At 69.8% G+C, this 24,876-nt stretch carries 20 protein-coding genes and 1 tRNA gene; 9 read left to right on the top strand and 12 right to left on the bottom strand.

Annotation, left to right across the window (positions count from 1 at the left end; all coding sequences use genetic code 11):
- From efeB to ACIQM3_RS26230, 4 genes are all read left to right on the top strand, one after another.
- The gene (efeB, locus tag ACIQM3_RS26245; protein ID WP_401628079.1) at positions 1-1,314 is read left to right on the top strand and encodes an iron uptake transporter deferrochelatase/peroxidase subunit; all 1,314 of its coding nucleotides are present in this window, start codon (positions 1-3) and stop codon (positions 1,312-1,314) included.
- 102 nt (positions 1,315-1,416) lie between these two features.
- Positions 1,417-2,352 carry a prephenate dehydratase gene (pheA, locus tag ACIQM3_RS26240; protein WP_401628077.1) on the top strand — a complete coding sequence of 312 codons (936 nt, stop codon included), beginning with the start codon at positions 1,417-1,419 and terminating at the stop codon, positions 2,350-2,352.
- 591 nt (positions 2,353-2,943) lie between these two features.
- Positions 2,944-4,221, top strand: a complete 1,278-nt coding sequence (gene serS, locus ACIQM3_RS26235; protein ID WP_401628075.1) for a serine--tRNA ligase — start codon at positions 2,944-2,946, stop codon at positions 4,219-4,221.
- Positions 4,218-5,033 carry an HAD family hydrolase gene (locus ACIQM3_RS26230; protein ID WP_104787487.1) on the top strand — a complete coding sequence of 272 codons (816 nt, stop codon included), beginning with the start codon at positions 4,218-4,220 and terminating at the stop codon, positions 5,031-5,033. Before serS ends, ACIQM3_RS26230 begins: the two co-directional genes overlap by 4 nt.
- A gap of 77 nt (positions 5,034-5,110) precedes the next feature.
- On the opposite strand, the gene ACIQM3_RS26225 is transcribed toward ACIQM3_RS26230, so the two are convergent.
- The 6 genes from ACIQM3_RS26225 to ACIQM3_RS26200 form a co-directional block, all read right to left on the bottom strand.
- A tRNA-Ser gene (locus ACIQM3_RS26225) sits at positions 5,111-5,197 on the bottom strand.
- A 254-nt stretch (positions 5,198-5,451) separates the two neighbouring features.
- Positions 5,452-6,144, bottom strand: coding sequence for a hypothetical protein (locus ACIQM3_RS26220; protein ID WP_401628073.1), 693 nt, complete (start codon positions 6,142-6,144; stop codon positions 5,452-5,454).
- Positions 6,145-6,433: 289 nt separating this feature from the next.
- Positions 6,434-7,153: an ABC transporter permease gene (locus ACIQM3_RS26215; RefSeq protein WP_401628071.1), complete on the bottom strand. Its 720-nt coding sequence runs from the start codon at positions 7,151-7,153 to the stop codon at positions 6,434-6,436.
- Positions 7,154-7,183: 30 nt separating this feature from the next.
- Positions 7,184-8,095, bottom strand: coding sequence for an ABC transporter ATP-binding protein (locus ACIQM3_RS26210; RefSeq protein WP_401628069.1), 912 nt, complete (start codon positions 8,093-8,095; stop codon positions 7,184-7,186).
- Positions 8,092-9,000 (bottom strand): ABC transporter permease, encoded by a 909-nt coding sequence (locus tag ACIQM3_RS26205; RefSeq protein WP_362927582.1) that lies wholly within the window; start codon positions 8,998-9,000, stop codon positions 8,092-8,094. Before ACIQM3_RS26205 ends, ACIQM3_RS26210 begins: the two co-directional genes overlap by 4 nt.
- The gene (locus tag ACIQM3_RS26200; RefSeq protein ID WP_393763809.1) at positions 8,990-10,003 is read right to left on the bottom strand and encodes an ABC transporter ATP-binding protein; all 1,014 of its coding nucleotides are present in this window, start codon (positions 10,001-10,003) and stop codon (positions 8,990-8,992) included. The genes ACIQM3_RS26205 and ACIQM3_RS26200 overlap by 11 nt, the downstream gene beginning before the upstream one ends.
- Before the next feature lie 248 nt (positions 10,004-10,251).
- On the opposite strand from ACIQM3_RS26200, the gene ACIQM3_RS26195 reads away from it, so the two are divergent.
- On the top strand, positions 10,252-12,090 hold the full coding sequence (locus tag ACIQM3_RS26195; protein WP_401628067.1) for an SDR family oxidoreductase: 1,839 nt from the start codon (positions 10,252-10,254) through the stop codon (positions 12,088-12,090).
- Positions 12,091-12,443: 353 nt separating this feature from the next.
- A complete protein-coding gene (locus ACIQM3_RS26190) occupies positions 12,444-12,986 on the top strand; it encodes an RNA 2'-phosphotransferase (protein ID WP_401628065.1) in 543 nt (180 codons plus the stop codon).
- A gap of 18 nt (positions 12,987-13,004) precedes the next feature.
- Here ACIQM3_RS26190 and ACIQM3_RS26185 read toward each other — a convergent pair whose 3' ends face one another.
- Together ACIQM3_RS26185 and ACIQM3_RS26180 are read right to left on the bottom strand one after the other, a co-directional pair.
- A complete protein-coding gene (locus tag ACIQM3_RS26185) occupies positions 13,005-13,295 on the bottom strand; it encodes a hypothetical protein (RefSeq protein ID WP_401628064.1) in 291 nt (96 codons plus the stop codon).
- Between the two features lie 162 nt (positions 13,296-13,457).
- Positions 13,458-14,351, bottom strand: a complete 894-nt coding sequence (locus ACIQM3_RS26180) for an LLM class flavin-dependent oxidoreductase (RefSeq protein WP_401628063.1) — start codon at positions 14,349-14,351, stop codon at positions 13,458-13,460.
- A 349-nt stretch (positions 14,352-14,700) separates the two neighbouring features.
- On the opposite strand from ACIQM3_RS26180, the gene ACIQM3_RS26175 reads away from it, so the two are divergent.
- The 3 genes from ACIQM3_RS26175 to ACIQM3_RS26165 all read left to right on the top strand — a co-directional run bounded on the left by ACIQM3_RS26175 (position 14,701) and on the right by ACIQM3_RS26165 (position 16,827).
- Complete coding sequence (locus ACIQM3_RS26175) at positions 14,701-15,222, top strand: SigE family RNA polymerase sigma factor (protein WP_401628062.1); 522 nt, start codon at positions 14,701-14,703, stop codon at positions 15,220-15,222.
- A 62-nt stretch (positions 15,223-15,284) separates the two neighbouring features.
- The gene (locus ACIQM3_RS26170; protein ID WP_401628061.1) at positions 15,285-15,722 is read left to right on the top strand and encodes a PASTA domain-containing protein; all 438 of its coding nucleotides are present in this window, start codon (positions 15,285-15,287) and stop codon (positions 15,720-15,722) included.
- 262 nt (positions 15,723-15,984) lie between these two features.
- Positions 15,985-16,827, top strand: a complete 843-nt coding sequence (locus tag ACIQM3_RS26165; protein WP_401628060.1) for a Cof-type HAD-IIB family hydrolase — start codon at positions 15,985-15,987, stop codon at positions 16,825-16,827.
- Positions 16,828-16,911: 84 nt separating this feature from the next.
- Here the strand turns inward: ACIQM3_RS26165 and ACIQM3_RS26160 are convergent, their stop codons facing one another.
- The 4 genes from ACIQM3_RS26160 to ACIQM3_RS26145 form a co-directional block, all read right to left on the bottom strand.
- Entirely contained in the window at positions 16,912-18,618 is a 1,707-nt protein-coding gene (locus ACIQM3_RS26160) for a GAF domain-containing protein (protein ID WP_401628058.1), read from the bottom strand.
- 91 nt (positions 18,619-18,709) lie between these two features.
- The gene (gene cydD / locus ACIQM3_RS26155) at positions 18,710-22,264 is read right to left on the bottom strand and encodes a thiol reductant ABC exporter subunit CydD (RefSeq protein WP_401628057.1); all 3,555 of its coding nucleotides are present in this window, start codon (positions 22,262-22,264) and stop codon (positions 18,710-18,712) included.
- A gap of 39 nt (positions 22,265-22,303) precedes the next feature.
- A complete protein-coding gene (gene cydB / locus ACIQM3_RS26150; protein ID WP_401628055.1) occupies positions 22,304-23,305 on the bottom strand; it encodes a cytochrome d ubiquinol oxidase subunit II in 1,002 nt (333 codons plus the stop codon).
- A 19-nt stretch (positions 23,306-23,324) separates the two neighbouring features.
- Entirely contained in the window at positions 23,325-24,833 is a 1,509-nt protein-coding gene (locus ACIQM3_RS26145; protein ID WP_401628053.1) for a cytochrome ubiquinol oxidase subunit I, read from the bottom strand.
- Between the last annotated feature and the right edge of the window lie 43 nt (positions 24,834-24,876).

Raw genomic sequence — 24,876 nt, 5'->3', positions numbered from 1 at the left:
GTGAGCAAGAAGAAGGACGACCCCACGGAGAACGGCGCCTCCGCCCGCCGCGACGCATCCGGTTCCGGCGGCGCGAGCGTCGTCTCCCGGCGCCGGCTGATCGGCGGCGCGGGCGCGGCCGGCGCGGCGGGCCTTGTCCTGGGCGCGGCCGGCGGTGCGGGCGGCTATGCGGCGACGCGAGGGGATGCGCCGGCACCGCTGACCACGGTCGGCTCGACCCAGGCGATGTTTCACGGGGAACATCAAGCGGGGATCACCACTCCGCTTCAGGCCCGCGGGCACCTGGTCGCCTTCGATCTGACACCCGGCGCGGGGCGCAAGGAGGCAGCCGCCCTGATGCGCCGCTGGTCGGCCGTGGCGGAACGCCTGATGGCCGGCGAGCCGGCGGATGACGGCCGGGCCCACGACACCGGGGTGTCCCTGGACGCCGGGCCGTCCTCCCTGACCGTCACCTTCGGATTCGGACGGACCTTCTTCACCCGCACGGGCCTGACCGACCGCCGGCCCGCTGCCCTGGATCCGCTGCCGGCCTTCTCCTCCGACCACCTCGACGCCAAGCGGTCGGACGGCGACCTCTGGGTGCAGATCGGCGCCGACGACGGGCTCGTCGCCTTCCACGCGCTGCGCGCCCTTCAGAAGGAGGCCGGCTCGACGGCCCGGGTGCGCTGGCAGATGAACGGCTTCAACCGCACCCCGGGCGCCACGGAGCGTCCGATGACCACGCGCAATCTGATGGGCCAGGTCGACGGCACCAACAACCCGAAACCGGCCGAGAGCGACTTCGAGAAGCGGATCTTCGTGCCGTCCGGTGGCGCGTCGGCGTACGCCTGGATGGCAGGCGGCTCGTACGCCGTCGTCCGGCGGATCAGGATGCTCCTGGACGACTGGGAGGAGCTCACGGTCAAGCGTCAGGAACAGGTCATCGGGCGGCGCAAGGCGGACGGTGCCCCGCTCAGCGGCGGCTCGGAGGACACCGAGATGGACCTGGACAAGGCGGGGGCGGACGGCAAGCTGCTGATCCCCGACAACGCACACGCCCGGATCTCCTCCCCCGAGAAGAACGGGGGCGCCGCGATGCTGCGCCGCCCGTTCTCGTACCACGACGGCATCTCCGACGACGGCACCCCGGACGCCGGTCTGCTCTTCATCTGCTGGCAGGCCGATCCGTTCAAGGGGTTCATTCCGGTCCAGCGCAAGCTCGACCGGGGAGACGCGCTCTCACCGTTCATCCGGCACGAGGCGAGCGGTCTCTTCGCCGTACCCGGGGGCGCCGCGTCCGGGGAGTACGTGGGGCAGCGGCTGCTGGAGGCGTGAGGCGCGCGGCCGCACGCCCGTAGTACGGGGCCGGGCCCACGGCGCCGTACGCCGCCGGCGCGAGGCGCACGGCGCCGTCCGGCGGCCCATTAGGGTGACCGTATGTCAGCCACGCGCTACGCCTACCTCGGCCCCGAAGGCACCTTCACCGAGGTGGCCCTCCGTACGCTCCCCGAAGCCGCCACCCGCGAACTCGTCCCGATGGTCTCGGTGCCGGCGGCACTGGACGCGGTGCGGAACGGGGAGGCGGCGGCGGCACTCGTCCCCATCGAGAACTCCGTGGAGGGCGGGATCAGCGCGACCCTCGACGAGCTGACCACGGGCGATCCGCTGATGATCTACCGCGAAGTGCTGCTCTCCATCACGTTCGCGCTGCTGGTGCGCCCCGGGACGAAGCTGTCGGACATCAAGACCGTCAGCGCCCACCCGGCCGCGCAGCCCCAGGTACGCAACTGGATGGCGGCCCATCTGCCCGACGCGGTGTGGGAGTCGTCGGCCTCGAACGCGGACGCTGCCCGGCTGGTTCAGGAGGGTCGCTACGACGCCGCCTTCGCCGGTGAGTTCGCCGCGGCCACCTACGGCCTGGAACCGCTGGTGACCGAGATCCACGACGCGGAGAACGCCCAGACCCGCTTCGTCCTGGTGGGGCGCCCCGCGAGGCCGTCCGCGCCCACGGGAGCCGACAAGACCTCCGTGGTCATCTGGCTCGGCGACGACCGTCCGGGCGCCCTCCTGGAACTGCTCCAGGAGTTCACCGTCCGAGGCGTCAACCTGATGCTGATCCAGTCCCGGCCCACCGGGGAAGGCATCGGGAACTACTGCTTCGCCGTGGATGCCGAGGGGCACATCGCGGACCGGCGCGTCGGCGAGGCGCTGATGGGGCTGAAGCGGATCTGCCCGAAGGTCCGGTTCCTGGGTTCGTATCCGCGCGCGGGGGTGACGCCCGAAGAGGTGAGCCCTCTGCGGATCGGGACGTCGGACACCGATTTCACCGAGGCCTCCGACTGGTTGGCCCGCAGCCAGGACGGCCGCGTCTGAAGCCTGTGGGAAGGGGCCGGCCCGAACCCTGCCGGTCCTACCTGCAGATTTTCATTTCACGCAGGAAGTTATCCACAGGCCACCCCTCCAACCTGGGGACAAGTCGACACCGCAATACGACATGGTCGACAAATCGCCCCAGCGCCCCGGGATCACCCATGGGGTCACAGCTCCCCCCGTGTCCCTCCAATTCCGTTGATCAACTCATTGGAACGAGGAATACCCACCCGAATGAGTGCACGGATGAGGTTTGAGTTGCAGATCCCTGTCCCGTCATGCCGCTTTCGGAACGATCTCTTCCGGCATCCACAGATCTTCTTCACAGCCTGTGGATAACTAATTGGATCGACAGGGACCTGTGGACAACACGCCCGCCCGTCGCCCCCAACTCACCGCCCAGGCACCGGTGATGCGTCAAGCGGCAGGATGCCTTGTTCCCTTTGCGTGGCAATGCGTCCCTTTTATTGACGACCCCACCCCGCTGTCGGCCCATGACTCCCCCAGGATTATTGATTCCGGCAATTCGGGCAAAGCGCCACGCTCGTCGATATCGGTTCGAGCGGCGGATCCCCGCACCGGTAGCCTTGAGGGGTGATTGACCTTCGCCTGCTCCGTGAGGACCCCGACCGTGTTCGCGCCTCCCAGCGCGCCCGTGGAGAGGACGTCGCGCTCGTCGACGCCCTGCTCTCCGCCGACGAGCTGCGCAGGTCGTCCGGCATCCGCTTCGACGAACTCCGCTCCGAGCAGAAGGCGCTCGGGAAGCTGATCCCCAAGGCCACCCCCGAGGAGCGTGCAGAGCTCCTCAAGAAGGCCGATCAGCTGAAGTCCGAGGTGAAGGCGGCCGACGCCGCACAGGACGAGGCCGACGCCGAGGCCAAGCGGCTGCTCCTGCTGCTCGGCAACATCGTCCACGAGGACGTACCGGTCGGCGGCGAGGAGGACTTCGTCGTCCTGGAGACGCACGGCACGATCCGTGACTTCGGCGCCGAGGGCTTCGAGCCCAAGGACCACCTGGAGCTCGGCGAGGCGCTGGGCGCCATCGACATGGAGCGCGGCGCCAAGGTGTCCGGATCGCGCTTCTACTACCTGACCGGCATCGGCGCGCTGCTCGAGCTGGCCCTGGTCAACGCGGCGATCGCCCAGGCCACCGAGGCCGGCTTCGTCCCCATGCTGACCCCCGCGCTGGTCCGCCCGCGCGCCATGGAGGGCACGGGCTTCCTCGGCCAGGCCGCGGAGAACGTGTACCACCTGGAGAAGGACGACTACTACCTGGTCGGCACGTCGGAGGTCCCCCTCGCGGCGTACCACATGGACGAGATCCTCGACGCCGACAAGCTGCCGCTGCGGTACGCGGGCTTCTCGCCCTGCTTCCGCCGTGAGGCGGGCACGTACGGCAAGGACACCCGGGGCATCTTCCGCGTCCACCAGTTCGACAAGGTCGAGATGTTCTCGTACGTCGACCCGGCGGACGCCGAGGCGGAGCACCGCAGGCTCCTGGACTGGGAGAAGCAGTGGCTCACCGGTCTCGAGCTGCCGTTCCAGGTGATCGACGTCGCGACCGGTGACCTCGGGTCCTCGGCCTCGCGGAAGTTCGACTGCGAGGCGTGGATCCCGACCCAGGGCAAGTACCGCGAACTGACCTCCGCGTCCAACTGCGACGGCTTCCAGGCCCGCCGGCTCTCCGTCCGTATGCGCGACGGGAAGAAGGTCCAGCCGCTGGCCACGCTGAACGGCACGCTCTGCGCCGTACCGCGCACGATCGTGGCGCTCCTGGAGAACCACCAGCTGCCCGACGGTTCGGTGCGTGTGCCGGAGGCCCTCCGTCCGTACCTGGGCGGGCGCGAGCTTCTGGAGCCGGTCTCCAAGTGACCTTCGCGTACAAGCTCGTAGCGACCGATCTCGACGGCACCCTGCTGCGCGACGACCACACGGTCTCCGACCGCACCCGGGAGGCGCTGGCCGCGGTGACCGCGGCCGGCGCCGCGCACATCGTCGTCACCGGACGCGCGGTGCCGTGGACCCGGCACATCCTGGACGACCTGGGTTACAAGGGCCTGGCGGTGTGCGGTCAGGGCGCGCAGGTCTACCACGCGGGCGAGCACAAGCTACTGACCTCCCTCACCCTTGACCGGCAGCTCGCGGGGCTCGCGCTGTCCAAGATCGAGGCGGAGGTCGGCCCGCTGGCGCTCGCGGCGAGCCGTGACGGACTCGAGGGCGAGGTGCTGGTCGGGCCCGGTTATCAGGTACAGGAGGGGCCGCTGCCCGCCGTCTTCATGGCCGACCCCGCCGAGATGTGGACCGCTCCGCTGAACAAGGTCTACATACAGCACCCCGAGCTCGACGACGACGCGCTGGCACAAGCCGCCCGGCAGGCCGTCGGCAGCCTGGTGAACGTCGTCATGGCGGGCCCGGGGGTCGTGGAGATCCTGCCCCTGGGGCTGAGCAAGGCGACCGGTCTCTCGCTCGCCGCCCGCCGTCTGGGGCTCAAGGCGGCGGACACCGTGGCGTTCGGTGACATGCCGAACGACATCCCCATGTTCGGCTGGGCGCAGCACGGTGTGGCCATGGCCAACGCGCACGACGACCTGAAGGCCGTGGCGCACGAGATCACCGCGTCGAACGAGCACGACGGCATCGCGGTGGTGCTGGAGGAGCTGCTCCGGACGACCACGCGCGCGTAGCTTCGAACTCCAGGGCCCCGGTCTGCGGGCCCCGGTCTGCGGGCGCCGGTCTGCGTGCTTCCGTCTTCCAGCTCCGGCGGAGGATGCGCGGATCGAACGCGCGCGGGGGTCACGCCCCGACGACGGCTTAGCAAGCCGCTGCCTTACCACTCGGCCAATCCTCCGGGGGGTGGCCGCGCGCGACGCGCAGCGGGGGCCACCCGGGGGTCCTGCTGCGGGCGCCCGCGGGCAGCTGATGAAGCTACCGCGGTGCCGGCTGCGGACCGCCCTGTCGGGAACACGACGGACTCGGACTCCTGGTCATCGCCGCGCTCCTCTCCCGGTCCTCATGGACGGCGCCTCCCCGCGCCGTCCCCCTCACTGTGCCGGAGACCGGGGCCCGGGGGCCACCCGTTTTCCGGTGGCCCCCGGACGTACGTCAGCCGCTCGTGCGGCGGCCCAGATCCCTCAGCCGGTGCGCGAGGTCGTCCATGCGGGCGTCGAGGCGGATGACGTCGTGCGAAACGTCGGTGAGCCGGATGCTGATGGCACCGACGACCTGATGCGTGACATCGAGCTTCCGGTCCAGGGAGTCGAGCCGCTGCGACATCCGGCCCAGCACCGGCCCGAGCTCCTGGAGCGCGCTTCCCACGTCGGCGAGGCAGCCCTCGATGCGGGTGACGCGCCGGTCGAGCGAGGCGTAGGAGGCCTTGAGGTCCTCCTCCACGTCGAGCAGGTGAGTCCGGATGCTGCGCGCGATGTCGCTGTCGCGAAGAAGCATGGCGATGTCGAGCACGGTCCTGCGGGTGTACAGCGTGAGCTGCGTGGCCGCCTGTGGATAACTCTCCGCCCCCTCACCACCCCATAGGGACACGATGTCCCTATGGAAGATGCGCAGCTCAGCGCCGCGCAGCAGCGTGAGGCCGTTCTCCTCCACCTCGGCACGATGGCGTTGGGTCAGCTTCTTGACGACCTCTGTGGACACTTCGAAATAGCGAGCCACGTCCTCTGTGCGAAGGTGAATTCCATCAGGGAGCATGACAAGGCTCTTGACCTTGTCGAGGACTTCGACGCGCCCCATCTGCTCGACCCGGAGGGCTTGGGATTCGAGCAGGGCGACCTCTGTGGGCATCGGTGTGCCTCTCGTGCGTGGGAACGGCAAGGAGAGCCCTGTCCCCGGGCTGCGAGGGCGGAGGTCGCTCACGGTTGCCACTCACTCGATGACCGGCCGGGTGGGCGCTCGCCTCACCGCTGCCGGCATTCCTCGAATTCACGAAAGCTCGACGCCACAGATTCCAGTTGCCTCCACGCACCCAGTACAACGAGCCGACAACCGTACAGTCACGCGACCCGACCGCCCCGCACACGGAACAACCCCCGCCCGGTGGGCGGGGGTTGCAGGGCATGCGTGGTGGCCGGTCTCACTCCTCGCCGGCGAGCTTCAGCGCCCGCAGCTTCTGACCCGCGTACCACGTGGCCACGACCGTCACGCCGACCAGCAGGACGGTCGCCAGCGGCAGGCCGACGTCCGAGGTGACCGCGCCCTCCCCGGCGACCTTCTCGGCGACCGAGAGGGACCACTGCTGCACGCTGAGCGTCCTGGCCCCCGGCACCAGGCTGCCGAAGAGCGCCTCCCACACCAGCGCGTACACGAGGCCGAAGACGACCGCGTGCCGGCTGACCGTGCCGAGCAGCAGGAAGAGCGCGCTGTACGCGATCGAGGCGACCAGCGCCGCGATCGTGTAGGCCACGGCGATCTGCCCCCCGTTGCCGTTGAGGATCAACCCCGCGACGAACGTGGGCAGCGCGGAGAACAGCATCGTCACGGCGACGGCGACGATCAGCTTCGTGAAGACGATCGTGGGCCGCTTCACGGGCTTGGCGAGCAGATAGACGATCGAGCCGTCGTCGATCTCCGGCCCGATGGCACCGGTACCCGCGATGACACCGATGAGGGGGACCATCGTGGCGATGGCGAATCCGCCCAGCACCCCGGAGGCCACACCGTCATCGGCACCGGCGAACGCCCGTACCGCCACGGCGATGGCCACCAGCAGGACCGGGAGGACGAACAGGATGGCGGCCCGGCGCCGGCCGAGCAGGGCCCGGTAGGTGAGCCGGGCGACTGTGGGGTCGTACATGACGCTTCACAGCTCCTTTCAGGCCACTACTCAGGCCGCTACGAGATAGGAAAAGACCGATTCGAGGGACTCGTCGGACGGGGAGACGGTGAGCAGCCGGATGCCGTGTTCGCGCGCGACCTTCGGCAGCAGCGTCGTGAACCGCCCGAAGTCGACCGCCTGGATGCGCAGGGCCTTCTCCGTGACGTCGACCTCGATCCCCGCCGTCGAGGGGTCCGCGATGAGCGCGGCCGCGAGGGCGCGGTCGTCACTGGACCGGACGAGATAGCGGTGCGGCCGGTCCGTCATCAGCCGACGGATCTTCCGGAAGTCGCCCGACGCCGCGTGGCGGCCGGCCACGATCACCTCGATGTGCGAGGCGAGCTGCTCGACCTCCTCGAGGATGTGGGAGGAGAAGAGCACCGTGCGGCCCTCCGCTCCCATACGGCGCAGCAGCTCCATGAGCTGCATCCGCTGGCGCGGGTCCATGCCGTTGAACGGCTCGTCGAGGAGCAGCACCGAGGGGTCGTGGACCAGCGCGGACGCCATCTTCACGCGCTGGCGCATGCCCTTGCTGTACGTCGAGATCTTGCGGTCCTGCGCGTACTCCATCTCGACCGTGGCCAGCGCCTTGTGCGCGGCCGCGTCGCCCAGCCCGTGCAGCTCGGCGTTGGCGACGACGAACTCGCGGCCGGTCAGGAAGTCGTACATGCCCTCCCGCTCCGGCACGATCCCGATCGCCTTGTAGACCGCCTCGTTGCGCCAGATCTGTGTGCCGTCGAGCGTGACCTTGCCGGTCGACGGCGCGAGGAACCCGGCCATCATGTTGATCAGGGTGGACTTCCCGGCTCCGTTGGGCCCGAGCAGCCCGGTGACTCCGGGCCCCACGGTCATGCTCACGTCGTTGACGGCGACCACGTTGCCGAACCAGCGGGAGGTGTGGTCGATCTCGATGGTGGTCACAGGCCGACCCTCCGGTAGCGGCGCATCAGTACGGCGTACGAGCCGGCGACGAGCGCGAGAACAACGATCAGATAGACCACACCGGCGGCGGCTCCGGGTCCTTCACCGCCGGGGAAGGCGGAGGAGGCGCCGAGGAACGCGGTCTGCACCCCGTCGATCAGCGTGATGGGCGAGAACAGCCCGAGCCAGGTGATGGCACCGGCCGAACCCGTCTCCCAGGCGATCGCCTGGACCGTGGAGACCGCACCGTAGGTGATGGTCAGTACGGCGATCACGGCGGCGACCCCGAAGCCCCTGCGCGGCGTAAGCGCGGCGACCACCAGTCCGAGCCCGGCGAACAGCACGGAGAGCAGTGCCACCGAGACCATCCCCTGCCCGAATCCCTTGGCCTGGTCGGCGAAGTCGAACTTGGCCAGCAGCGAGCCCACGAACAGGATGACGAGGGGCAGACCGGTGAGGATCAGCAGGGCCGACGTCATGGCCGCGAACTTGGCGACCACGTAGTCGACGCGTTCGATCGGCCGCGAGAAGTACAACGGCACGCTCTTGAAGCGCAGGTCCCTCGACACCGACTGCGGCGCCTGGGAGGCGATGAAGAGTCCGATCACGGCCTGCAGGTAGATCGCGAAGTCCGTGTACCTGATGGGGAGTTTCGTCATGCCGGGCGTGGCGATGGCGACCGCGACAAGGATCAGAGCCACCAGGCACATCACCCCGCACAGAAGCATCGGCAGCACCTTGGACTTGGCGGACCTGCCCAGTCCGAACGAGCCCCGCAGGGACTGCGAGTACAGCGATCGGCGGGCATAGCCCCGGCCGAGCCGTGCGCCGTCGTAGGAGCGGTATCCGATGTTGTGGATCCGGGAGGTGTCGCTCCCGGCCGCGGTCCCGGTCTCAGTGCTCATCGCGACCGCTCCCCTTCTGCTGTCCGGCACCCGCTGTCGCGGCCACGGCCGCCCGCGGTGCCTCTTCGGTACGGAAGACCTCCGCGATGTGGTGGCGCCGCTGTTCCATCCGGATGAGACCCAGCCCGAGGCCGGCGACACTGTCGCGGACCACGTCGTACGTCTCCTCGCCCGTCGCCTCCACCAGGAGGATGTGTCCTGCGCCCGGCAGCCCTTCGGCGTCCAGGCCGTCGTGCCCGACGAGCTTGATCCCGGCCCCGGTGAGGGCGCGGCGCAGCGCGTCCGTACCGTCCGGGTGGGTGTCGCTGTCGGTGACCTCGACGGCCAGCGTCGTGGTCGTCTGGGTGAAGTCGCTGGTGGAGCTGGAGCGCAGCAGCGCGCCGCCATCGATGACGACGACGTGGTCGCAGGTCCTCTCGAGCTCTCCGAGGAGGTGCGAGGTGACCAGCACCGAGATGCCGAAGTCGGTGTGGACACGGCGGATCAGACCGAGCATCTCGTCCCGGCCGACGGGGTCCAGGCCGTTGGTCGGCTCGTCGAGAAGGACCAGCTTCGGGTCGTGGACCAGCGCCTGGGCCAGCTTCACCCGCTGCTTCATACCGGTCGAGTAGCCGCCGATGGGGCGGTAGCGCTCCTCGTACAGCCCGACGTGGCGCAGGGTGTCCGCGGTGCGTTCACGTGCCGCGGTGGGCGGCAGCCCGGACATCCGCGCCATGTGGACGACGAATTCGGTCGCCGAGACATCGGGGGGCAGGCAGTCGTGCTCGGGCATGTATCCGACCCGCTCCCGGATGGCGGCGCCCTCGGTGGCGACGTCGAGCCCGAGCACCGCGGCCCGGCCTTCGGTGGCGGGGGACAGACCCAGCAGGATCTTGATCAGTGTGGACTTGCCGGCCCCGTTGGAACCCACCAGGCCGGTTACACCCGGTCCGATGTCCAAGGAGAGCCGGTCAAGCGCGGTCACCCTCGGGAACCGCTTGCTCAGGCTTTCGGTTGCGATCACAGTCACGTCATCGACGGTAGTGGCGCCGGCCACAGGAGTCGTCAGACCAGGCGGCTGGATCCGCGTCAGACTCCAGGCGTACGGACCCGTAAGGGGCCCGTACGCGAGGACCCCCGGGCCGGGTCGTCCACACGGTGTCGTCCACAGGTTCGGGGCATCCCTTGACGGGGCCGTCCGCCGGTTGCCACATTCAGCGGTGTCACGTTACGGGCGCGTACCGCAACGCCGGCACTGGACGAGGAGGCGGCGTGGATCTGCGAGGCGCGCGTGAGCGCTGGGTGCGTACGGGCGGGATCGAGCTGTGTGTGGCTGAGCTGGGCGATCCCGCGCTGCCGACGATCGTGCTGGTGCACGGCTATCCGGACAGCAAGGAGGTCTGGTCCGAGGTCGCGGGGCGGCTGGCGGAGCGGTGGCACGTGGTGCTCTACGACGTGCGGGGCCACGGCAGGTCGACGGCGCCCGAACCTCTGCGCGGCGGCTTCACGCTGGAGAAGCTGACCGACGACTTCCTGGCCGTCGTGGATGCCGTCAGCCCGGACCGGCCGGTCCATGTCGTCGGCCACGACTGGGGTTCGGTCCAGTCCTGGGAATTCGCCACGGTGGAGCGGACCAAGGGCCGTATCGCCTCGTTCACCTCGATGTCCGGCCCTTCTCTCGACCACTTCGGGCACTGGATCAAGCGGCGGATGTCCCACCCGTACCCGCGCGGGCTCGGGCAGTTGCTCGGCCAGGGCGCCAAGTCCTGGTACGTGTACGCGCTGCACACACCGGTCCTGCCCGAGATGGCCTGGCGCGGGACGCTGGGCAGGCAGTGGCCGCGAATTCTGCAGCGGATGGAGAAGGTGCCCGCGGACGGCTATCCGACTGCGTCGCTCCCACGGGACGCGGCGCACGGGGCCTGGCTCTACCGTGACAACATCCGGGCCCGCCTGCGCCGGCCGCGCCCTGACGCGTACGCACATGTGCCGGTGCAGCTGATCACGCCGACCGGGGACGCCTTCCTCTCGCCGTCGCTCTACGACGAACTGGACTCCTGGGTACCCCGGTTGGTACGGCGCACCCTGCCGGCGAAGCACTGGGTACCGCGCACCAGGCCGGATCAGCTGGCCTCCTGGATCAGCGATTTCGTCGGCGTGGAGTCCGGCGGGGAGTCCGGCGGGGAGTCCGGCGGGGAGTCCGGCGGGGAACCCGGCGGGGAACCCGGCGGCCAGGTCACTCCCACTGGGTCCGGCGCTCCGAGGACGACGGCCACGGGAGCCCATGCCGACCGGTTCGGAGGGCAGTTGGTCCTGGTGACAGGCGCCGCCTCGGGGATCGGGCGCGCCACAGCCCTGTCCTTCGCCGCGGCGGGGGCGCGGGTGGTCGCCGTGGACCGGGACGCGGAGGGCGTCGCGCGGACAGCGGAGAAGGCCCGGTTGACCGGCGCGGCCGCCGCCTGGGGCGAGGTGGTGGATGTCGGGGACGAGCAGGCGATGGAGAAGCTCGCTGAGAAGGTGGCGTCCGAACTCGGCGTCGTGGACGTCCTGGTGAACAACGCGGGCATCGGGCTGTCAGGTTCCTTCCTCGACACGACGAGCGATGACTGGAGGAGGGTTCTCGACGTCAATCTGTGGGGAGTCATCCACGGCTGCCGGATCTTCGGCCGTCAGATGGCCGACCGAGGGCAGGGCGGCCACATCGTCAACGTCGCGTCGGCAGCGGCCTATCAGCCGTCGCGCGCACTGCCCGCGTACAGCACGTCCAAAGCGGCGGTGCTGATGCTCAGCGAGTGCTTGCGCGCCGAACTGGCCGAGCGGTCGATCGGCGTCAGCGCCATCTGTCCGGGAATCGTGGACACCGGCATCACCGGTACCGCACGCTTCGCGGGAGCCGACGAGGCCGAGGAGGCGCGGCTCCGGAAGCGGACGGCTCGGCTGTACTCGATCCGCAACTACCCTGCGGAGAAAGTGGCTCAGGCAATTCTCGGGGCCGTGGTGCACAACCGGGCCGTGGTGCCGGTGACGCCTGAGGCACGCGGCGCACGGCTGCTGTCACGATTCAGCCCTCGCCTACTGCGAGGCGTTGCCCGGATGAAGCCACCCTTGTAGTCCTGGCAGGCGGTTCGGGTTGCGAGCGCCGCAACGCCCGTGCGCAGCACGACGGTTCTGCCGATGCCCGGCCTGCTCGCACCAACTCCACTGCGCTGTAGGGAACTTGACCATACTGCCTGTCATGGACGGCAGTTACGGCGCACTCAGCGCCCGACCATCACCAAAGGGCGTAACGCAAACCATACTTGGCCAAATGCCGCATACGGAAGGCCACTTGTCCACAGAACTGCCAAAACCCCTGTGGATAACTCGAGTTGGCTGTGGATCAAACCTGTTCACACCCATGAGTGCTGCGAACGCCGGGTGAAATCGAGGTGCGCCGGAAGAAGGGGCGCGGGCACTCTGTCGGGATGGACGAACGACGCACCGTCAAGGTGTCCAAGTACCTGTCGAAGCATCTGCGGCATGAGCCGGACCGGATCGGAATCAGTCTTGATCCCAACGGCTGGGTGGCTGTGGACGAGCTGCTGCGGGCCTGCGCCGAGCACGGCGTCACGATCACCCGGGAGGACCTCGACCACGTCGTCGCGGTCAATGACAAGCAGCGGTTCACCGTGGACGGCGATCGCATCCGCGCGAACCAGGGCCACTCCGTCACCGTCGACCTGGGCCTGCCCCCGGCCGAACCACCCGCGTACCTCTACCACGGCACAGTGGCACGGACGCTCGACGCCATCCGTACCGAAGGGCTCCGGCCCATGAACCGCCACCACGTCCATCTGTCGCCCGACCGCGAGACGGCGGTCCGTGTCGGCGCCCGGCGCGGCACCCCGGTCGTCCTCGCCGTGGACGCCGGCGCCATGCACCGCGCGGGCCACCTCTTCCACGTCAGCGCCAACGGGGTCTGGCTCACCGACTCCGTACCGCCGGGCTACCTGCGCATGCGTGAATAACGCCTCCGGGCTCAGCGCTCAGCGCTCCATGCCGCCGAGGCCCGCATGCAGATCGCCGAGATTCATGACGGGCTGCAGAGCGATCTTGGAACCCGCGTGGAACAAGGGCTCCATGAGCGGCGGCATCTGGGCGGAGTCCTGCATGTCGAAGACCATCAGGCAGGTGCGCTGACCGTTCTGGATGGTGAAGTACGCCGCTTCGGGCTTGAGCTGCTCGACGACCTCCTCGATGACCTTCGGCATGGTTCCGTCGGATACCGAGCGGTTAGCGGTCTCGGTGTCCATCTGCGCGGTGAGCAGCATCCTCATGACGACTCATTCCTTCCGGCGAACCGCACCCGGTGCCGTGCACACGCGCGGGCAGGCCGACTGCGGGTTCCCCTCCAGCGTCGCCCCCACCCCGGAGCCCGGCAACCACAGCCACCCGCCCGTGGCAGCGTTCCTCCCGCGCACCGTCCAGCTCCGGGCCGATCAGGCCAGTTGCCCCAGTGCCTCGGTGGCGATCATCTCGAAGACCTCCATGTCCGCGGCGAAGTCGGAGTCCGGGATCGGCCAGTGGAGCACGATCTCGGTGAAGCCCAGCGCCTGGTAGCGGCCGGCGAAGTCGACGAAGGCGCCGAGAGACTCAAGCGGACGGCTGCGGTCCGGGGTGAACCCGGTGAGCAGCACCTTGTCCAGCCCGCCCACGTCCCTGCCGATGCCGGCACATGCCGCGCCGAGCTTGTCGATCTGGCCGCGGACGGCTTCCACCGACTGTTCCGGAGTGCCCTCCTCGTACAGCTTCGGGTCACCCGTGGTCACCCACGCCTGCCCGTACCGCGCGGCAAGCTTCAAACCGCGCGGGCCGGTTGCGGCGACGGCGAAGGGGAGCCGGGGGCGCTGGACGCAGCCCGGGATGTTGCGGGCCTCGTCGGCGGAGTAGTGCGTGCCCTGCTCGCTCACGGCGTCCTCGGTGAGCAACCGGTCGAGCAGCGGCACGAACTCCCCGAACCGGTCCGCCCGCTCCTTCGGCGTCCACGCCTCCTGCCCCAGGGCGGTCGCGTCGAAGCCGTTGCCGCCTGCCCCGATGCCGAGCGTGATCCGGCCGCCGGAGATGTCGTCGAGCGAGATCAGCTCCTTGGCCAGCGTCACCGGATGCCTGAAATTCGGCGACGTGACGAGGGTGCCCAGGCGCAGCCGCTCGGTCGCCGTGGCCGCGGCGGTGAGAGTGGGGAGGGCCCCGAACCACGGGCCGTCGCGGAAGGCGCGCCAGGACAGGTGGTCGTAGGTGTAGGCAGCGTGGAAGCCGAGCTCCTCGGCCCGGCGCCAGGTCTTCTGGCCTTCGGCCCAGCGGTGGATAGGCAGGATGACAGTGCTCAGACGCATGCCGTGACCTTAATGCGTGTGGGCGGGCGCATTGCCTTGTGGCGGTCAGCCGAGCCGACGGACGTCGCGCACGAGCGCGTACGACCTTGACCCGACGGCGGCCGAGGCCGAGCAGGCCCTACGCGCCCTCGACCTCGAGCAGTACGAGACCGACGTCCGCCGCCGCCTGGAACTGGGCATGACCGACGCGGCCGAGACGATGGTCCGTAGCTGTCCGCCGGTCTCATCGATGCCGTCCTTCCCGTTGACGCCGGACGGCATCGACGCCTGTGACCCAGGTCTCAGTGCAGCCGTGCAGCAGATGAGGCGGTGTTCACGTCGAGGAGAGGTGACAGGAAGGGAGGAGCGTATGGAGACGGACTTTCAGGCTTTCGTCGCCGCGAGGTCGACCGCGCTGTTCCGGGGCGCCTTCGTCCTGACGGGCGACCGTGAGGCAGCGGAGGACCTGGTCCAGGAGACCCTGGAGCGGGCCTGCCGCAAATGGCGCACCATCGCGGGGAAGGACGCTCCGGACCTCTATGTGCGGCGGATCATGGTGAACCTGGCCAACGACCGCTGGCGCAGGTTCCGCCGTCTGGGCATGACCTCCGATCCGGAAAGCGGCGACAAAGCCGCCCCGGGAGACGAGTTCGGGCAGGTGGACAACCGGGACCAGTTGGTGCGCGCCCTGCAACAACTGCCCATGCGGATGCGCACGGTCGTGGTGCTGCGGTACTTCCACGACCTCTCCGACACCGAGATCGCAGCCGACATGAACATATCGCCCAGCACGGTGCGCTCCCAGCTTGCTCGGGGGATCGAGAAGCTCAGAGGTCAGATCCCCGTACTCTCCGCCCCTTCGCCACGGCAGCACACGGAAGGAATCCGATGAGCTCGTACGGCGACGCATGGCCTTCCGGCTGCACACCTTTCGAAGAGGAACTGATGAACGCCATGAACCGATTCGCGAACTCCGCCGAGGCCCCCGACTTCGACGCGCCCCAGATCCTGCGCCGCACCCGGCGCAGGCGCACGATCGGCATCGCCGCCGTCGCCGCCGCCCTCATCGCGGCGGGCGGGGGCACCGCCCTGGCCACCTCGGTCGCCGGCAGCAGCAGCTCGACCCCGGCGGCTGCCGGCGCGGCCACCGACAGCGACACCACCACCATGCTGTACCTCTTCCCCAACGGCCAGAGCGTCCCCATCGACTTCGCGGGCTGGAGCCTGGACGAGGCCACGGCGTACATGCAGAAGACGCAGACAAAGCTCGGCACCGTCACCAAGAAGGCCGTCAAGAGCTGCAAGCCGGGCTCGGTGCTCGGCGTGTCCCCGCACGCCCCGAAGACCGTCAAGAAGGGCGACACGGTCGACTTCACCGTCTGCGCCGGCTGACCAGGTCCTGAGCTGATACGACGCCCGCCCCTGCGTCGATCAGGGGCGGGCGCCCGTCACAGCATCACAGCAGACCAGACCCCCGCTCCGCCCAGGAGCGCCTCCCTGGAGGGGCGGGAGGCATCCCGCCCCTCCTCGGTACGAGCCCCTCGCGGCGAGCCCTGGGCATATGTCAAAGTCATGTTCCGCAGTTCAAGGACTCGCGCACTCAGATGTGCGCCCCTCTGCACGCCCGTGCGACTCCGTACGGGAGAATGGGCGGGTGACCTCAGCTACCGACTCGCCTCTGCCTGCCGTGACCCGGCTGATCGCCACCGATCTGGACGGCACTCTCCTACGCGACGACAAGACCCTGTCGGACCGTACGACCGCCGCCCTGGCAGCCGCCGAAGAGGCGGGGATCGAGGTCTTCTTCGTCACCGGAAGGCCGGCCCGCTGGATGGACGTCGTCAGCCCGTACGTGCAGGGCCACGGCATGGCCATCTGCGCGAACGGGGCCGCTGTCGCCGATCTCCACGACGGCCAGCTGATCAAGGTCTACCCCCTGGACCGCGAGATCGCCCTGACCGTGGTCGACATCCTGCGCGAGGCGGCACCCGGGGTCTCGTTCGCCGTCGAACTGGCCACCGGCATCCACTACGAGCCCGCCTACCCCCCGTTCCACATGGACCCGGGCGCCACGGTCGCGATCGCGGAGAAGCTGCTCCACGAGGAGGTTCCGGGCACCGGTACGCCGGTTCTGAAGATCCTCGCCCACCACCCCGAGATGGCCCCGGACGCCTTCCTCGCGCTGGCCCGTGAACTCGCGGGGGAGCGGGCCTCGTTCACCCGGTCCAGCCCCACCGCGCTGCTGGAGATCAGCGGTCTCGGGGTCTCCAAGGCCGCCACGCTCGCCGCATACTGTGCCGAGCGCGGTATCGCTCCGGCCGAAGTGGTCGCCTTCGGGGACATGCCGAACGACGTGGAGATGCTGAGCTGGGCCGGCGCCTCGTTCGCCATGGGCAACGCCCACCCTGCCGCCGTGGCTGCCGCGTCCGGTGTGACGCTCACGAACGACGAGGACGGTGTCGCGGTCGTCATCGAGCGGATCCTCGCCGCTCACTGAGCCCGTCGGCCGAGACGCCTGAGACTGCGGAGACGGCTGGGGCGGTTGGGGCGGCTGGGACGACTGGGACGACTGGGACGACTGTCAGAGCGGGACCTGCCAGGTGACCGTCGTGCCGCTGTCGCCCTCCCCGGCCCCCGGGGCGAACCAGCTCGCGCCGCCCAGGGACTCGGCGCGCCGTGCGAGATTACGCAGGCCGCTGCGCCGGCCGCCTTCCGGGATCCCCACCCCGTCGTCGGCGACCGTCAGCCGTACCGCGTCCCGCCCGTCCGGCAGCACCGCCGTCGCGTCCACCCTCACCTCGACGCGCGAGGCCCGCGCATGACGGAAGGTGTTGGACAGGGCCTCCCGCAGAGCAGCGATGAGGTTCTTGCCGGCGAGCTCCCCCACCAGCGAGTCGACGGGTCCCAGGAAACGGTGTGAGGGCATGAAGCCCAGGGGCACGGCGGCCATGTTGATCTCCCGCAGGACTCGGGTCCGCAGCCCCGACGGCGCCTCGGCGGGTTCCTGTTGCAGCGCGAAGATGGCGGTACGGATCTCCTGGATGGTCACATCCAGTTCGTCCACGGCCCGCCCGATGCCGGCCTGCACCGCGGGCACCGGTGAGCGCCGCTGAGCACCCTCCAGCATGATCCCAGTGGCGAACAGGCGCTGGATGACCAGGTCATGGAGGTCCCGGGCGATCCTGTCCCTGTCCTCGTAGACGGCGAGCCTCTCCCGGTCCCGCTGGGCCTCGGACAGCTTCAGAGCGAGTGCGGCCTGCGCGGCGAAGTGAGTGGCCAGCGTCCGCTCCGCACGGGTGAAGGGCCGGCCGCCCCGGACCCGCGGGATGGAGAGCGCCCCCAGCACCCGCCCACCGCTGCGCAGGGGGAGCAGCATGTGCGGGCCGAACCGATCGGCCAGTCTGGTCGTCATGCGGGGATCGGTCGCCGAATCGTCCAGGAACACCTCCTCGCCCCGCAGGAGCGCCGCCACCACAGGGCTCTGCGGCGGGATGATCACCCCGAGGGAAGCGGACGGCTTGTCCCCGGCGACGGCGACGATCTCCAGCCCTCCCCCCGCGGCCGGAAGCAGCACGATGCCGACCACGGCGTCGGCGAGACGCCGCGCCTGTTCGGCGACGACAGCGAGTGCCTCGTCGGCGTCCCCGGCCGAGAGCAGGGCGGTGGTGACGGCCACCGAGCCGTCGATCCACTGTTCGCGCTGTCGTGCGGCGTCGTACGTCCGCGCGTGGCCGATGGCGATCCCCGCCTCCGTGGCCAGCACGCGCAGCATGTGCAGTTCGTCGTCGCCGAACGCCTCCCCGCCGCGCTTCTCCATCACGTACAGGTTGCCGAAGATCTTGCCCTGGACCCGGATCGGGACTCCGAGGAACGTACGCATCTTCGGGTGGCCGGCCGGGAAGCCGGCGAAGCGGGGGTCCCCCTCCAGATCCTCCAGGCGAATCGGCACGCCCTCCTCGATCAGCGCGCCCAGCAGACCCGTATGCCCGTCGGGCGGCCGGCCGATAGCCCGGGCGACCTCCTTCGGCACCCCGTGGGTGATGAAGTCGCAGAGGCTTTCACCCGGCCTTTCGACGACGCCGATGGCGGCATAGCGGGCGTGGGCGAGTTCGGCGGCGGTCTCGCAGATGCGCTCCAGCGTGGAGTGGAGCTCGAGGCCCGTGCCGACGGACCTCGTCGCCTCCAGCAGCTGCGGAACACGAGCGGTCAGCTCCGCGGAGAGCCCTCTCAGGCTGCCGGTGTTCTGCTGCGCGGCTCCCGGCGGGTCATTCGGATCCTGCTCGGCCATGACCTGAGCCTAATAAGCACCGAATGGTCCGGAAAGTCGGCGTCGGCACCCGCTCGCCGCCCTCAGGAACGTACCGGCCCCCTCGCCGCCCTCAGACCCGTACCGGAAGCGGTCGCGTCCGCTCCGGCTCCGTACGCACCGACGCCTGTTCACGTTCGAGCATCCGGAGGAGCGGGCCGTCCTGCGCGGCCAGAGCGGCGTACGGCCCCCGCTGCACCACCCGCCCCCCGTCCAGCACGAGGACCTCGTCCACCGCGTCGAGCCCGGCCAGCCGATGGGTGATCAGCACGGTCGTACGCCCTTCGGTGGCAGCCAGCAGATCCGCGGTCAGCGCGTCCGCCGTCGCCAGGTCCAGGTGCTCGGCGGGCTCGTCGAGCACGAGTACGGGGAAGTCGGCGAGGAGCGCACGGGCCAGCGCCAGCCGCTGCCGCTGGCCGCCCGAGAGCCGGGCCCCGTGCTCGCCCACCAGCGTGTCGAGGCCGTCGGGCAGCGACCGGACCCAGTCCAGCAGCCGCGCCGCGGCGAGAGCCTCCCGCAGCCGTTGGTCCGTCGCGTCCGTGCGGGCGAGCCGCAGGTTCTCGCGGATGGAGCTGTCGAACACGTGGGCATCCTGGGCGCACAGTCCGACGAAGGCCCGGACCGTGTCGCCGTCCAGCGCGGACGCCTCGACGCCACCGAGGCGGTACGTCCCCTCCCGGGCGTCCAGGAACCGGAGCAGGACCTGGGCGAGCGTGGTCTTTCCCGAACCTGACGGTCCCACGACGGCGACCCGCTTGCCGGGGTGGAGCGTCAGGTCGACGGAGTGCAGCGCATCGCGCTCCGCGCCCTCGTACCGGGCCGACAGCCCTCGTACGTCGAGCGGGAAGGGCGAGGCGGGCGCCTCGGCGGGGTCCGCCGGCTCCTCGACCGGGACGGGAGCGTCCAGTACCTCGTAGACCCGCTCCGCACTCCGCTCGACCCGTTGGCGGTACTGCACCGCGAGCGGAAGTCCCGTCACGGCCTCGAACGCCGCCAGGGGCGTGAGGACGACCACGGCCAGTTCCACCCCGGCCAGCCGGCCGTCCGCCACGGCGGGCAGCGCGACGATCGCAGCGCCCACCACGGTGAGCCCGCAGAGCAGGGCGGAGAGGCCCCCGCCCAGCGCGGTCGCGCTCGCCGCGCGTGCGGCGATCCGCGTCAGGACGCTGTCCGCCGCACGCACCTGCTCCCTACGGGCGGGCAGCGCACCCGCGACGGTCAGTTCGGCCGTCCCGCCGAGGAGATCGGCGACCCGGACGGCCAGCGCCGCCCTGGCAGGCGCCAGTTGACGCTCCGCCCGCCGGGCGCACGCGCCGCTCAGCCACGGGACGCCCACGCCCGCGAGGAGCAGCCCGGCGGCCAGCACGGCCCCCGCCTCCGGCAGCAGCCAGCCGGTGAAGGCGACAGCCCCCGTCCCGACCAGCAGCGCGGTCGCCGCGGGCAGCAGCCAGCGCAGCCAGTAGTCCTGCAACGCGTCCACGTCGGAGACCAGCCGGGACAGCAGGTCACCCCGCCGCGTGGCCCGGAGACCGGCGGGCGCGATGCGTTCGAGCCCGCGGTACACCGCCACCCTGAGCTCGGCGAGCATCCTGAGCACGGCGTCGTGGGACACCAGCCGCTCCGCGTAGCGGAAGACGGCCCGGCCCATGCCGAAGGCCCGGGTCGCGGTCACCGCGACCATCAGATACAGCACCGGGGGCTGCTCGGAGGCGCGCGAGATCAACCATCCCGAGACGGCCATGAGGCCGACCGACGACCCCACGGCGAGGCTGCCCAGCAGCAGTGCAAGCCCCAGCTTCCCGTGCTGGGAACCCGCGGCCTCCCGCACCCGCGCCAGCACACGGCCCCCGGTCCGGGGGGCGGTGTCCCTGAGCAGCGCGGGCTCCCCCGCACCCAGGCGCTCGCCTCCGTCCGGCCGGCCCGGAGTGCGCTCGGCCTCGTCGGGCCCGCCCGAGGCGGCCGGAAGACCGGAAGCCTGCGGCTCCACCCCGAACTCCCCCGGTTCCAGCGCCACCACCCGGTCCGCGACCGTCAGCAGAGCCGGCCGGTGCACGACCAACAGCACCGTGCGTCCCGCTGCCAGCCTCCGCACCGCGTCGACGATGCCCGCCTCCGTCTCGCCGTCCAGACTCGCCGTCGGTTCGTCGAGCAGCAGCAGAGGCCGGTCGGCGAGGAAGGCCCGCGCCAGCGCGAGCCGCTGACGCTGCCCCGCGGAGAGTCCGGCGCCGTCCTCGCCCAGGGGCGTTCCCGCGCCGGCCGGCAGCGCGTCCACGAAGTCGTACGCCCCTGCGGCCCGCAGCGCGGCCGAGACCGCCGCGTCGTCCGCGTCCGGCCGGGCGAGGCGTACGTTCTCCGCGATCGTCCCGGCGAAGAGGTGAGGGTGCTGGGGCACCCAGGCGATCTGCTCGCGCCAGCGTTCGGGGGAGAGGGCGGAAAGATCGGTTCCGCCGACCCGGACCTGCCCCTCGTCGGGAGCCGTGAATCCCAGCACCACGCTGAGGAGCGTGGACTTGCCGACCCCGCTGGGACCGACCAGTGCGACGGTCTCCCCCTGCTCGACCACGAGGGAGGCGGCGTCCAGGGAGGGCTCGGCGCGGCCCTGGTGCCGGACGGTCACCCCCTCCAGCTCCAGCCGCAGGAAAGGCGGCACATCCTGGCTGCCGCCGGCCGCGGGCTCGGTCTCCAGCACGGCGAAGATCTCCTCCGCGGCCGAGAGCCCTTCCGCGGCGGCGTGGTACTGGGCGCCGACCTGGCGGATCGGCAGATAGGCCTCCGGCGCCAGAATGAGAACCACCAGCCCCGTGTAGAGGTCGAGTTCTCCATGGACCAGCCGCATCCCGATCGTCACCGCGACCAGCGCCACGGAGAGAGTCGCCAGCAGCTCCAGGGCGAAGGAGGAGAGAAACCCGATCCGGAGCGTCTTCAGCGTGGCCCGGCGGTACTGCGAGGTGATGCTGCGGATCGATTCGGCCTGCGCCTTGGCCCGGCCGAAGACCTTCAGCGTCGGCAGTCCGGCGACCACGTCGAGGAAGTGGCCGGAGAGCCGTGACAGCAGCCTCCACTGACGGTCCATCCGCGACTGGGTGGCCCATCCGATCAGCACCATGAAGAGCGGAATCAGGGGCAGCGTCACCACGATGATCGCCGCCGAGACCCAGTCCTCGGTGACGATCCGGGCAAGCACGGCCACCGGGACGACGACCGCGAGACCGAGCTGCGGAAGATAGCGCGAGAAGTAGTCGTCCAGGGCGTCGACGCCCCGGGTGGCCAGAGCGATCAGTGACCCGGTGCGCTGCCCGCTCAACCAGTCCGGCCCCAGACCGGAGGCGCGCTCCATGAGCCGGCCGCGCAGCTCGGACTTGACCGCCGAACTCGCCCGGTAGGCGGCCAGTTCGGTCAGCCACGCCACGAACGCCCGCCCCAGCGCGACGGCGGCGAGCAGGAGCAGTGGCGTGCGGAGCCCGGTGACGGTCAGCCCGTCCTCGAACCCGCCCACCACCACTTCGGCGACGAGCATCGCCTGGGCGATGACCAGGGCAGCTCCGACCAGACCCAGTGCCACCACGGCGGCGAGGAAGAACCGGGTGGCCCGGGCGTACCGGAGCAGACGCGGGTCGATCGGTTTCACGTGAAACAGCTCCCCAGTGAGCTCGTGTCGTTCGCTCGTTCAGTGCGCGTCGGCGATGTGGTGCGTGCCGATGCGCTTGCGGAACACCCAGTACGTCCAGCCCTGGTACAGCAGCACCACCGGAGTGGCGATACCGGCGCACCAGGTCATGATCTTGAGGGTGTAGGGGGTGGACGAGGCGTTGGAGACCGTCAGGTTCCAGGCGTCGTTCAGCGAGGACGGCATGACGTTCGGGAAGAGCGTCAGGAAGAGCATCGCGACCGCCGCCGTGATGGTCACCCCGGAGAACGCGAAGGACCAGCCCTCGCGTCCCGCCGCGATGGCACCGATGGCCGCGACCAGCGACACCACGGCGAGGATCATCGCCGCCAGGCTCCAGCCGTTACCGTTGTCCGCCTGGGTCCAGAGGAGGAAGCCAAGCGCGAGCACCGCGGTCACCAGGCCCAGCTTGAGGGCCAGTCCACGCGCCCGCGCCCTGATGTCCCCGATGGTCTTGAGCGCGGCGAACACCGCACCGTGGAAGGTGAAGAGGAACAACGTGACCAGCCCGCCGAGGACGGCGTACGGATTGAGCAGGTCCCAGAGGTTGCCGACGTACTCCATGTCGGCATCGATCTTCACGCCGCGGACGATGTTCCCGAAGGCCACGCCCCAGAGAACGGCCGGGATCAGCGAGGTCCAGAAGATCGCGTGCTCCCAGTTGGTCTGCCACCGCTCCTCCGGCCGCTTCGCCCGGTACTCGAAGGCCACCCCGCGCACGATCAGGCAGATCAGGATGAGCAGCAGGGGGAGGTAGAAGCCGGAGAACAGGGTGGCGTACCACTCGGGAAAGGCCGCGAAGGTCGCGCCGGCCGCGCTGAGCAGCCACACCTCGTTCCCGTCCCAGACCGGCCCGATCGTGTTGATCAGGACCCGACGCTCCTTGCGGTCCCGGGCCAGCAGCTTGGTGAGGACCCCGATGCCGAAGTCGAATCCCTCCAGGAAGAAGTAGCCGGTCCACAGGACGGCGATGAGCACGAACCAGACGTCGTGGAGTTCCATCTCTCAGCTCCGCTTGATCTCAGTAGGAGAAGGCCATCGGCCGGTCGGCGTCCTGGTCGTGGCCGCCGATCCGGGTGGGCGGGTTGAGGTCGGCCTCGGTGAGCTCGGGCGGTCCGGCCTTGACGTACTTCAGGAGGAGCTTGACCTCGATGACGGCGAGCACCGCGTAGAGCGCCGTGAAGCCGATCATGGAGGTGAGAATCTCCCCCTGAGAGACCCCCGGAGAGACGGCGTCCCGGGTCTGGAACACCCCGTAGACCACCCAGGGCTGGCGTCCCGTCTCAGTGAAGATCCAGCCCCAGGAATTGGCGATCAAGGGGAAGAGCATGGTCCACAGGGCCGTGATCCAGTAGAGCTTGGCGAGCTTCGGGCTCAGCGCCTTGTTCTTGAAGAGCACCAGATTCGGTACGTCGTCCTCACCGGTGCGCAGCGCCTCCGGAAGCATGAACTTCTTCCGGGTCAGCCAGAGCCCCAGCATTCCGAGGCTGAAGGAAGCCATGCCGAAGCCGATCATCCAGCGGAAGCTCCAGAACGCGACCGGAATGTTGGGCCGGTAGTCGCCCGGGCCGTACTTCTCCTGCTCGGCCTTGTTGATGTCGTTGATGCCCGGGATGTACGAGGTGAAGGTGTCATCCGCCAGGAAGGACAGCACGCCGGGGATCGAGATCTCCACGGTGTTGTGCCCCTCGGCGACGTCACCGACCGCGAAGAGCGAGAAGGGTGCCCCGTCCTCGCCCTCCCACAGCGCCTCGGCCGCGGCCATCTTCATGGGCTGCTGCTTGAACATCACCTTGCCGAGCACGTCACCGCTGACAGCGGTGAGCAGGCCGGCGACCACCACGGTGACCAGTCCGAGCCGCAACGAGGTCCGCATCACCCGGATGTGCTTCTTGCGCGCCAGGTGGAAGGCGGCGATGCCGACCATGAAGGCGCCGCCCACGAGGAACGCGGCGGTGATCGTGTGGAAGAACTGGGCGAGCGCCGTGTTCTGGGTGAGCACATGCCAGAAGTCCGTGAGCTCGGCACGCCCGCGTTCCTCGTTGATCCGGTAGCCGACCGGGTGCTGCATCCAGGAGTTGGCGGCCAGGATGAAGAACGTCGAGAGGATCGTGCCTATGGACACCATCCATATACAGGCGAGATGGATCTTCTTCGGCAGCTTGTCCCAGCCGAAGATCCACAGGCCGATGAAGGTGGACTCGAAGAAGAACGCGATCAGCGCCTCGAAGGCGAGGGGAGCTCCGAAGACGTCACCGACGAACCGCGAGTAGTCCGACCAGTTCATGCCGAACTGGAACTCCTGGACGATGCCGGTGACCACGCCCATGGCGATGTTGATCAGGAAAAGCTTGCCCCAGAACTTGGTCGCCCTGAGGTACTTCTCGTTGTCCGTGCGCACCCAGGCGGTCTGCAGGCCGGCGGTGAGCGCGGCAAGAGAGATCGTCAGGGGGACGAACAGGAAGTGGTAGACGGTGGTGATGCCGAACTGCCAGCGCGCCAGGGTCTCTGGTGCCAGAGCCAGGTCCACGACTCTTCTCCTTACGTCGCCGCGATCACGCCCCCAGGCCGCC

Source organism: Streptomyces sp. NPDC091271, from assembly GCF_044757505.1.
GTDB lineage: Bacteria > Actinomycetota > Actinomycetes > Streptomycetales > Streptomycetaceae > Streptomyces.
Note: the sequence above shows the minus strand (reverse complement) of the source record. Positions and strands in the feature narration are given on the sequence as shown.